At 71.2% G+C, this 9,575-nt stretch carries 9 protein-coding genes; 3 read left to right on the forward strand and 6 right to left on the reverse strand.

Annotated elements, in window-relative coordinates; all coding sequences use genetic code 11:
- The first annotated feature begins 115 nt into the window (after positions 1-115).
- Positions 116-943, forward strand: a complete 828-nt coding sequence (locus ABZ990_RS11840) for a maleylpyruvate isomerase family mycothiol-dependent enzyme (RefSeq protein ID WP_361229122.1) — start codon at positions 116-118, stop codon at positions 941-943.
- A 232-nt stretch (positions 944-1,175) separates the two neighbouring features.
- Here the strand turns inward: ABZ990_RS11840 and ABZ990_RS11845 are convergent, their stop codons facing one another.
- The 3 genes from ABZ990_RS11845 to ABZ990_RS11855 all read right to left on the reverse strand — a co-directional run bounded on the left by ABZ990_RS11845 (position 1,176) and on the right by ABZ990_RS11855 (position 3,851).
- Positions 1,176-2,522, reverse strand: coding sequence for an MFS transporter (locus tag ABZ990_RS11845; RefSeq protein ID WP_361229125.1), 1,347 nt, complete (start codon positions 2,520-2,522; stop codon positions 1,176-1,178).
- Positions 2,519-3,202 (reverse strand): GntR family transcriptional regulator, encoded by a 684-nt coding sequence (locus tag ABZ990_RS11850; RefSeq protein WP_361229128.1) that lies wholly within the window; start codon positions 3,200-3,202, stop codon positions 2,519-2,521. Before ABZ990_RS11850 ends, ABZ990_RS11845 begins: the two co-directional genes overlap by 4 nt.
- 244 nt (positions 3,203-3,446) lie before the next feature.
- Complete coding sequence (locus ABZ990_RS11855) at positions 3,447-3,851, reverse strand: hypothetical protein (RefSeq protein ID WP_361229131.1); 405 nt, start codon at positions 3,849-3,851, stop codon at positions 3,447-3,449.
- 248 nt (positions 3,852-4,099) lie between these two features.
- On the opposite strand from ABZ990_RS11855, the gene ABZ990_RS11860 reads away from it, so the two are divergent.
- Complete coding sequence (locus tag ABZ990_RS11860) at positions 4,100-4,375, forward strand: helix-turn-helix domain-containing protein (protein ID WP_361229134.1); 276 nt, start codon at positions 4,100-4,102, stop codon at positions 4,373-4,375.
- Positions 4,376-4,483: 108 nt separating this feature from the next.
- On the opposite strand, the gene ABZ990_RS11865 is transcribed toward ABZ990_RS11860, so the two are convergent.
- The 3 genes from ABZ990_RS11865 to pdhA are packed head-to-tail and all read right to left on the reverse strand — an operon-like array spanning position 4,484 to position 8,296.
- Positions 4,484-5,950 carry a dihydrolipoamide acetyltransferase family protein gene (locus ABZ990_RS11865; protein ID WP_361229174.1) on the reverse strand — a complete coding sequence of 489 codons (1,467 nt, stop codon included), beginning with the start codon at positions 5,948-5,950 and terminating at the stop codon, positions 4,484-4,486.
- 31 nt (positions 5,951-5,981) lie between these two features.
- Positions 5,982-6,962, reverse strand: a complete 981-nt coding sequence (locus ABZ990_RS11870) for an alpha-ketoacid dehydrogenase subunit beta (protein ID WP_361229137.1) — start codon at positions 6,960-6,962, stop codon at positions 5,982-5,984.
- A gap of 2 nt (positions 6,963-6,964) precedes the next feature.
- The gene (gene pdhA / locus ABZ990_RS11875) at positions 6,965-8,296 is read right to left on the reverse strand and encodes a pyruvate dehydrogenase (acetyl-transferring) E1 component subunit alpha (protein ID WP_361229141.1); all 1,332 of its coding nucleotides are present in this window, start codon (positions 8,294-8,296) and stop codon (positions 6,965-6,967) included.
- 366 nt (positions 8,297-8,662) lie between these two features.
- On the opposite strand from pdhA, the gene ABZ990_RS11880 reads away from it, so the two are divergent.
- Positions 8,663-9,322: a response regulator transcription factor gene (locus ABZ990_RS11880; RefSeq protein ID WP_361229144.1), complete on the forward strand. Its 660-nt coding sequence runs from the start codon at positions 8,663-8,665 to the stop codon at positions 9,320-9,322.
- Positions 9,323-9,575 lie beyond the last annotated feature (253 nt).

A 9,575-nucleotide genomic window follows, 5' to 3' on the forward strand; every position in this document is an offset into this window, starting at 1 on the left:
GCACTGCCGGGGTGCCTTCGGGCAGCGTAACTTAGCGTCCGAGCCTCCCACGCAGCCATGTTCCCAGCCCGCCCGCCACTTCAGCCCGCGCACCGAAGAACCGCCGAGGGGTCCCGTGACCGTCCATCCCAGCCTCCAGAACTACGCCGACGCCTGGACCCATGCCGTGGAAACGATCGCCGAGTTGGTGCAGCCGCTCGTCGAGGGCGAGTGGAACCGCGCCACCCCCTGCCCGAGCTGGTCGGTGCGCGACATCGTCTCCCATGTCATCGGCATGGAGACCGAGATGCTGGGAGACCCGCGGCCGATCCACAGCCTGCCCCGCGACCTGTTCCACGTACGGACGGACCACGCCCGCTACATGGAGATGCAGGTCGACGTGCGGCGGCACCACACCTCGCCGGAGATGACCGCCGAGCTGGAGTACGTGCTGATCCGCCGGGCGCGGCAGCTGCGCAACGAGAACCGGGCCCCCGACGCCATGGTCCGCGCCCCGCTGAGCGCCGAGCAGACCCTCGAAGTGGCCTACCGGACCCGGGCCTTCGACTGCTGGGTGCACGAGCAGGATCTGCGGGCGGCGCTCGGTGTGCCCGGCAATCTGGACTCGCCCGGCGCGTACGTCGCGCGGGACTTCCTGCTGGAGGCGCTGCCGGACGTGGTGGCCAAGGAGGCGGGCGCACCGGCGGGTTCGGCGGTGGTGCTGGACGTGACCGGGCCGGTGGAGTTCCTGCGGACGGTACGGGTGGACGCCCAGGGCAACGGCTCGATCGACGGCACGCCGTCGCTCGGCCCCGCGGTGACCCTGGCGATGGACTGGGAAACGTATGTACGACTGGCCTGCGGCCGGGTCCGGGCGGCCGAGGTACCCGACCGGGTGAAGATCGAGGGTGACGAGAAGCTGGCGGAGGCGATCCTGGAGCACTTCGCGGTCACGCCGAAGTAGCCGAGCGGCCGGCAGCCCGGCAGTCGCGTAGCCGAGTAGCCGCGCCGGCCCCGGGCGGACTCATGGGGGGCGTACGGCATGAGCGGGCCCCCTTCCCTGGCGGATGCCGGGGAAGGGGGCCCGCTGACGCCGGTACGCGCCGTCTCTCGCGGCACGCGGCCACGCGCGCCGCACGCACCCGTACGCGCTTGCTCACGCCCGTACGCGCCTGCTCACGCCCGCAGGCGCCCGCTCACGCCGGTACGTGCACGGCCTCCACGCGGCTCGCGACCAGGCGCTCGCGCTCGCGACGGGTGGTGCGCGCCTTGAGCCGGACGATCTGGGTGACGCCCAGCGCCTGGAGGACGAACACCGAGGAGAACGCGATCCGGTAGTTGTCGCCGGTCGCGTCGAGCAGGACACCGATGGCGAGAAGGGTCGTCATCGAGGCGATGAATCCACCCATGTTGACGATTCCCGAGGCGGTGCCCTGACGCTCCGGCGGGTTGGCGGGTCGGGCGAAGTCGAAGCCGATCATCGAGGCGGGCCCGCAGGCGCCGAGGACCACGCACAGCACGACGAGCAGCCCCATCGGCGCCCGGTCGCCCGGGTAGACCAGGGTGGTGGCCCACAGCAGGGCGGTGGCGGCGACGGTGCCGAGCGCGAGCGGCGCACGGGCGGCATGGTGGCGGGCGATGATCTGGCCGTACGCCAGTCCGACCGTCATGTTCGAGAGCACGACCAGGGTGAGCAGTTCGCCCGCCGTGCCCCGGGACAGGCCCTGGTCCTCGACGAGGAACGGAAGGCCCCACAACAGCAGGAACACCATCGCGGGGAACTGGGTGGTGAAGTGCACCCACATGCCGAGCCGGGTACCCGGCTCGCGCCAGGAGTCGGCGATCTGCCGGCGCACGAACCCGATGCCGCCCGCGTGCGCGGCGGACGCGACCGGCGCAGGCGCCGGCTCGTAACCCTCGGGGTGGTCCTTGAGGAACGCCAGGAGCAGCACGAGCACGACGACACCGGCGAGGGAACTGCCGACGAAGGTCTGGGTCCAGCCCAGTCCGTGCAGGGTGCGGGAGAGGAAGATCGTCGAGACGAGGTTGCCCGCCATGCCGCACAGGGCGGCGATCTGGCCGATGAGCGGGCCGCGCCGGGCGGGGAACCAGCGCGCGCCGAGCCGCAGCACGCTGATGAACGTCATCGCGTCACCACTGCCGAGCAGGGCGCGCGAACCGAGCGCCATGGCGTACGACGGGGAGAGCGCGAAGCCCAGCTGGCCGAGGGTGAAGAGCACGACGCCGAGGGTCAGCACCTTCTTGGTGCCGAGCCGGTCGACCATGAGGCCGACGGGTATCTGCATGCCCGCGTAGACGAGCAGCTGGAGTATGGAGAAGGTCGACAGGGCCGACGCGTTGACGTGGAACCGGTCGGCGGCGTCGAGTCCGGCGACACCGAGGGACGTACGGAAGATGACGGCGACGAAATAGACGGCGACACCGACGCCCCAGACCAGGACGGCGCGTCGGCCGCCGGGCGGGTCACCGGGCAGGGTGACGGCGCCGCCGTATCCGTTACGGCCGCGATCGCGGCGGCTCACCGGGCGTCACCGCGCACCAGGTCCTGGACCCGGCCGAGGTGGCGCCGGACGCAGCGGGCGGCGCCCTCGGCGTCGCCCTCCTTGATCCGGTCGAGGATCTCGTCGTGCTCGGCGATGTTCTGGGCGACGCGGCCGGGGTGGGCCTGCATCACGGCGACTCCCATCCGCAGCTGGCGATCGCGCAGCTGGTCGTAGAGACGGGCCAGGATCTGATTGCCGGCGTGCCGCACGATCTCGGCGTGGAAGCAGCGGTCGGTCACCGACACCTCGGCCAGGTCCCCGGCCTCGGCGCGCCGCTTCTGCTCCTCAAGGAGCTCTTCGAGGCGGGTGATCAGCGTGGCGGGGGCGGGCACGGCCCGCCGGACGGCGAACTCCTCGACGAGCAGCCGGGTCTCGACGACGTCCGCGATCTCCTGGGCGGAGACGGCGAGCACCAGGGCGCCCTTCTTCGGGTAGAGCTTGAGCAGCCCTTCCATCTCCAGCTTCAGCAGCGCCTCGCGCACGGGCGTCCGCGACACCCCGACGGCCTGCGCCAGCTCCCCTTCGGTGAGCAGCGTCCCGCCCTCGTAGCGGCGGTCGAGCACCGCTTGTTTGACGTGGGTGTACACGCGGTCGGCGGCGGGCGGCTGCTTGATGGAGGCGGGAGCGGACTCGGGGGCGGGAGCTGGGGCTGATGGCATGCGTACAGCTTAGATACAACATGTGTACGAAAAAGACCCCGTCCACGATGCGATACGAGGACGGGGTGCGGGGGGCCTGTTACGTCCATACGACAACACCCGGTTGGAGGCGACATTCGCCTCCAACCGGGTGTTTCACGTGAAACAGACGAGCCGCGGGCAACCGCGTACGGTGCGGGCTGAAGTCTCCCGTTCCCAAGCCCGGAACGCGCGATCAGACACCGGTCGGTCGATCGGCCACCGATCAGCCGATCGGGATCCAGCCGGTCCAGGCGGTCGCGGACGCGTTGGGGCCGGTGGCGCCGTCCCGCAGCACGACGCGGAAGCGGACCCGGCTGTCCTCGCGCATGTCGTAGTTGCAGATGCCGTAGGTACCGGAGCCGCCGGTGTGGTGGCACTCTCCGGAGCGCCCGTAGTCCGTCTCCCAGTCGGCGATGACCCGCAGGCCGTCCGCCTTGTAGTCCCCGACCTCGAACTTGTCGCCGTACGAGATGAAGCAGGCGTAACCGCCGGCGGCGTACAGACAGGTGTCGCCCGACGCGGCAACCTTGGGAGCCGGCGTGGCCTCGGTGGCCTGCGCGGGACCCGCCAGGGCCAGCATTCCGGTGAGGCCCGCGACACCGGCCATGGCAGCGATGCGCATCTTCATGGTGTTCCCCTTCGACGGTGTGGGCGGAAGGCGGGTGAACCGCCTGCCGATGCGAAGAGCCAACCGCACGGCGCCCGTCCCCGGCCAGGAATCCGGGGCGACCTGTCGGGTTCCCGACAGCCGCCTCCAACTCCCCCAGCCGACACGCCAAGTTGGCCGAGGGGCCCCTGTGCGAAGGCGGGGGGACAGGGGCTACGTTGGGCGGGTACGCCAAGGCCGGGGGGCTGGCGAACCGAAGGAGATCCGTCGTGCACCACGCGGGGGAGTACACGAATATCGTCGCCCTGTTGGTCCAGGGATGGAGCGACGACCGCATCTCGCGGGCGCTCGCGCTCAGCGAGCGCACCGTCCAGCGGCGTGTCCGCATGCTGATGGAGGAGTACGGCTGCACCAGCCGTTTCGCTCTCGGATTCGCCCTGGGGCGCCGCGCCGTCCCGGGCGCGCAAGGGCGCGCCGGCCGGACCGTGGACGGGGCCATGGGCGGGAGCATGGGCGGGGCCGACGAGCTGAGACGCACCGCGTGAGGCGGTCCGTGACAGGGGCGAACGAGAACGCGCCCGGTCGGGGACGGTGTCCGTCCCCGACCGGGCGCATGTTTCACGTGAAACAGGCCGATCCGGCCAACTCAGGCGTCAGCCCCAGGTGATGAGCCGCTTCGGCTGCTCCAGGACCGCGGCGACATCGGCGAGGAACTTGGAGCCGAGTTCGCCGTCGACCAGGCGGTGGTCGAAGGACAGCGCCAGGGTGGTGACCTGGCGCGCCTTCACCTTGCCCTTGTGGACCCAGGGCTGGAGCTTGATCGCGCCGACCGCGAGGATCGCGGACTCGCCCGGGTTGAGGATGGGCGTACCGGTGTCGACGCCGAAGACGCCGACGTTGGTGATGGTGAAGGTGCCGCCCTGCATGGCCGCCGGGGTGGTCTTGCCCTCGCGAGCGGTGGCGACCAGCTCGCTGAGGGACCGCGACAGGTCCGGCAGGGCCTGCGCGTGCGCGTCCTTGATGTTCGGGACGATGAGGCCGCGCGGGGTCGCCGCGGCGATGCCCAGGTTGACGTAGTGCTTGAGCACGATCTCCTGGGCGGCCTCGTCCCAGGCCGCGTTGACGCCCGGGTTGCGCTTGATCGCGACGAGGACCGCCTTCGCGATGAGCAGCAGCGGGTTGACTCGCAGACCCGCCATGTCCTTGTCGGACTTGAGCTCCTCGACCAGCTTCATCGTGCGCGTGATGTCGAAGGTCACGAACTCGGTGACATGCGGCGCGGTGAAGGCCGAGCCGACCATCGCCGCCGCCGTGGCCTTCCGTACGCCCTTGATGGGGATACGGGTCTCCCGGGCGTCCGCCGCGCCGGCCGGAGCGGGCGCCACGGCCGTGGCCGTGGCCATGACCGGAGCCTCGGCCGGAGCCTGGGGCTCGGCCACCGTGGCCGGAGCCGGGGTCGCCGGAGCGGCGGCCGGGGCCGCGGCGCGGTGCACGTCGTCACGGGTGACGACGCCGTCCGGACCGGTCGGGGTGACCGTCGCCAGGTCGACACCGAGGTCCTTCGCGAGCTTGCGGACCGGCGGCTTGGCCAGCGGACGGTCGGCGGCCGGGCCGTGACCGTTCAGCCGGTCCTCCGCCACCGGAGCCGGAGCCGAAGCCGGAGCCGGAGCCGCGGCGGGCGCCGGAGCAGCGGCCGGAGCGGCGGCAGCGGGTGCCGGGACCGTCTTGCGGGCGCGACGCTTGGTGGACGTCGCGGCCACGCCGTATCCGACCAGAACGGGCTGGCGGCCCTCCGGCTCGGCCTCCTCGGCGGCGGGCGCCGGGGCGGGGACGGCAGCGGGCACGGGGGCAGCGGCGGCCGGAGCCTCGGCGGCGGGTGCGGCGGCGGGGGCCGCCTCGCCGCCCACGTTCACCGAGATGATGATCTCGCCGACGTCGACCGTCGTGCCCTCGGGGAAGCGCAGCTCGTGCACCGTCCCGTCGAACGGGATCGGCAGCTCCACCGCCGCCTTCGCCGTCTCCACCTCGCAGACGACCTGGCCGTCGGTGACGGTGTCACCGGGCTGGACGTACCACTTGAGGATCTCGGCCTCGGTCAGGCCCTCGCCCACGTCGGGCATCTTGAATTCGCGGATCGTCACGATGCTCTCCTCAGAACGCCAGCGAGCGGTCGACGGCGTCGAGCACGCGGTCCAGACCCGGCAGGTACTCCTCTTCGAGGCGCGCCGGCGGGTACGGCGCGTGGTAGCCGCCGACCCGCAGGACCGGGGCCTCCAGGTGGTAGAAGCAGCGCTCGGTGATCCGGGCGGCGATCTCCGCGCCGGAGCCGAAGAAGACCGGGGCCTCGTGGACCACGACCAGGCGGCGGGTCTTCTCGACCGAGGCCTGGATGGTGTCGAAGTCCAGCGGGGAGATCGAGCGCAGGTCGAGGACCTCGACCGACTTGCCCTCCTCGGCGGCGGCCGCGGCCGCCTCCAGGCAGGTCTTCACCATCGGGCCGTACGCGGCGAGGGTCAGATCCGTGCCCTCGCGGGCGACCCGGGCCTTGTGCAGCTCGCCGGGGATGGCCTCGGTGTCCAGCTCGCCCTTGTCCCAGTAGCGGCGCTTCGGCTCGAAGAAGATCACCGGGTCGTCGCTCTGGATGGCCTGCTGGAGCATCCAGTAGGCGTCCGAGGAGTTCGCCGGGGTGACCACCTTGAGGCCCGCGACATGCGCGAAGAGCGTCTCGGGGGACTCGGAGTGGTGCTCGACCGCGCCGATGCCGCCGCCGTACGGGATGCGGATGACGATCGGCATCTTGACCTTGCCGAGCGACCGGGCGTGCATCTTGGCGAGCTGGGTGACGATCTGGTCGTACGCGGGGAAGACGAAACCGTCGAACTGGATCTCCACGACCGGCCGGTAGCCGCGCAGGGCCAGACCGATCGCGGTGCCGACGATGCCGGACTCGGCGAGCGGGGTGTCGATGACCCGGTCCTCGCCGAAGTCCTTCTGCAGACCGTCGGTGATCCGGAAGACACCGCCGAGCTTGCCGACGTCCAGGCCCATGACGAGGACCTTGGGGTCGGTCTCCAGGGCCTTGCGCAGCGACTCGTTGAGCGCCTTGGCCAGGGGAAGCTTCTGAACAGCCATGATTACTCGGCCTCTCCGCCCTCGAAGGACGCCTGGTAGGCGGCGAACTGCGCCCGCTCCTCGTCGACCAGCGCGTGCCCGTCGGCGTACACGGTGTCGAACATCGACATGTGGTCCGGCACGGGCATCCCCCGCACGACCTCGCGGACCCGCTTGCCGAGCGCCTCGCTCTCCTGCTCCAGCTCCTCGAAGAAGGCGGCGTCGGCGTGGCCCTCGCGCTCCAGGTACGTCTTCAGACGCTGGATCGGGTCCTTCGCCTCCCATGCCTCGCGCTCCGTGTCCCGGCGGTAGCGGGTCGGGTCGTCGGAGGTGGTGTGGGCGGCCATCCGGTACGTGAACGCCTCGACGAGCGTCGGGCCCTCGCCGCGGCGGGCGCGCTCCAGCGCCGCCCGGGTCACGGCCAGGCAGGCCAGGACGTCGTTGCCGTCGACGCGGATGCCGGGGAAACCGAAGCCGCGGGCGCGCTGGTACAGCGGGACGCGGGTCTGCTTCTCGGTGGGCTCGGAAATGGCCCACTGGTTGTTCTGGCAGAAGAACACGACCGGGGCGTTGTACACCGAGGAGAACACGAACGATTCGTTGACGTCGCCCTGGCTGGAGGCGCCGTCGCCGAAGTACGCGAGCACGGCGGAGTCCGCGCCGTCCTTGGTGATGCCCATGGCGTAGCCGGTGGCGTGCAGGGTCTGCGAGCCGAGGACGATCGTGTACAGGTGGAAATTGTTGGTGCTGGGGTCCCAGCCACCGTTGTTCACACCGCGGAACATGCCGAGGAGGTTGGTCGGGTCGACCCCTCGGCACCAGGCGACGCCGTGCTCACGGTAGGTGGGGAAGACGTAGTCGTCGTCCCGCAGAGCGCGGCCGGAGCCGATCTGCGCGGCCTCCTGGCCGAGCAGCGAGGCCCACAGGCCCAGCTCGCCCTGCCGCTGCAGCGCGGTGGCCTCGGCGTCGAACCGGCGCGTGAGGACCATGTCGCGGTAGAGACCGCGCAGCTCGTCGGCGCTCAGGTCGATGTCGTACTCGGGGTGCCGGACGCGCTCGCCCTCGGGCGTCAGCAGCTGGACGAGCTCGGGCTCGTGGGGCTGCGGGGACGCCTGGGACGGCTTCGGCGTACGGGCCTTGGCGCGCGTCGTCTTCTTCGCGGCGCTCTTGCTCGCGGCGCTCTTGCTCGCGCTCGTACTCGTACTCGCGCTCGCGGCCTTCTTCGCGGCGCCCGCGCCGGCCGCACTGGCGGTCTTCTTGGCGGTGCTCGCGCCCGCGCCAGTGCTTGCGCTGGCGGTGCGCTTGGTGCCGCTGCTGCGCGTCGCCTTGCGCGCGGCAGTGCTTTCCACGGTCACGTGCGTGCTCCTCCGTCGGTCCGGCCCCCGGGTTCGCCGGTAAGGGCCTGGGGTCCCCCCTATCGAAGGTAGGGGGAGGCTCTCCGCCTCATCCGTTCCTTCGCACGGGGTGGGTGCGTCGGTGGCCGGGGTCGGGCGTGACAGGTGCCCCGGCAACGCCGTCATAGGCACGTTACCCATCACGCAACAATTCCGCGAAACCCTCGTTGACCTGCGATTTTGCTTGGATTTCCAAGTAAATCGAGAAATTCGGGACTCTTCGCTGGTCAGCGCACTGGACAACGGCCCGACACCGTCGTCGGAACAAGCCGGAGGTTATCCCGGGGACCCAGGGCACGGGAAGAGCGAATATGTGAGACTGACCCCGTGCGCGAAGAAGGAAAAATCCGGGTATTCCTGCTGGACGACCACGAAGTCGTGCGGCGCGGCGTCCACGAGCTGCTCTCCGTGGAGGACGACATCGAGGTCGTCGGCGAGGCCGGCACGGCCGCGGATGCCCTGGTCAGGATCCCCGCGACCCGCCCCGACGTGGCGGTTCTCGACGTCAGGCTGCCGGACGGCAGCGGCGTCGAGGTGTGCCGCGAGGTGCGCTCGCAGGACGACTCCATCCAGTGCCTGATGCTCACCTCGTACGCCGACGACGAGGCACTCTTCGACGCGATCATGGCCGGGGCCTCGGGATACGTCCTCAAGGCCATCCGCGGCAACGAGCTGCTGCACGCGGTCCGCGACGTCGCCGCCGGCAAGTCGCTGCTCGACCCGGTGGCCACCGCGCGCGTCCTCGAACGCCTGCGGGACGGCAACAGCCCGAAGCGCGACGACCGGCTCGCCAACCTGACCGAGCAGGAGCGCAAGATCCTGGACCTGATCGGCGAGGGCCTGACCAACCGGGCCATCGGCGAGCGGCTCCACCTCGCGGAGAAGACCATCAAGAACTACGTCTCCAGCCTGCTGTCGAAGCTGGGCATGGAGCGCCGCTCGCAGGCCGCCGCGTTCGTCGCGCGCATGCAGGCCGAGCGCCGCTGAGCGACCGCCCGCCGACGGGTCCGGGGGCAGGTCCGGGGCAGGTCCGGGGCAGGTCCGGGGCAGGTCCGGGGCGGTGGTGGCGGTGCGCCGCCACCGGCGGTCGCCCGCCACCGGCCTTCCGCCCCTCATGCGGCGGTCCGGATCCACAAGGGATTCGAGGTATTCGAGGGGGCGGCCGGTTTGCCCCGAGCGGCGCCTTGCGGGCGCACCCGCCCCGGTTTAGGGGGCAATGTGCCCCACCCACCCGGGGCGG

The organism is Streptomyces sp. NPDC046203, from assembly GCF_040646255.1.
GTDB lineage: Bacteria > Actinomycetota > Actinomycetes > Streptomycetales > Streptomycetaceae > Streptomyces.

Coding starts and splice junctions, on each gene's coding strand:
- ABZ990_RS11850 (WP_361229128.1), bottom strand. CDS start 3,202: ATGCCATCAGCCCCAGCTCCCGCCCCCGAGTCCGCTCCCGCCTCCATC.
- ABZ990_RS11855 (WP_361229131.1), bottom strand. CDS start 3,851: ATGAAGATGCGCATCGCTGCCATGGCCGGTGTCGCGGGCCTCACCGGA.
- ABZ990_RS11865 (WP_361229174.1), bottom strand. CDS start 5,950: ATGCCCGACGTGGGCGAGGGCCTGACCGAGGCCGAGATCCTCAAGTGG.
- ABZ990_RS11870 (WP_361229137.1), bottom strand. CDS start 6,962: ATGGCTGTTCAGAAGCTTCCCCTGGCCAAGGCGCTCAACGAGTCGCTG.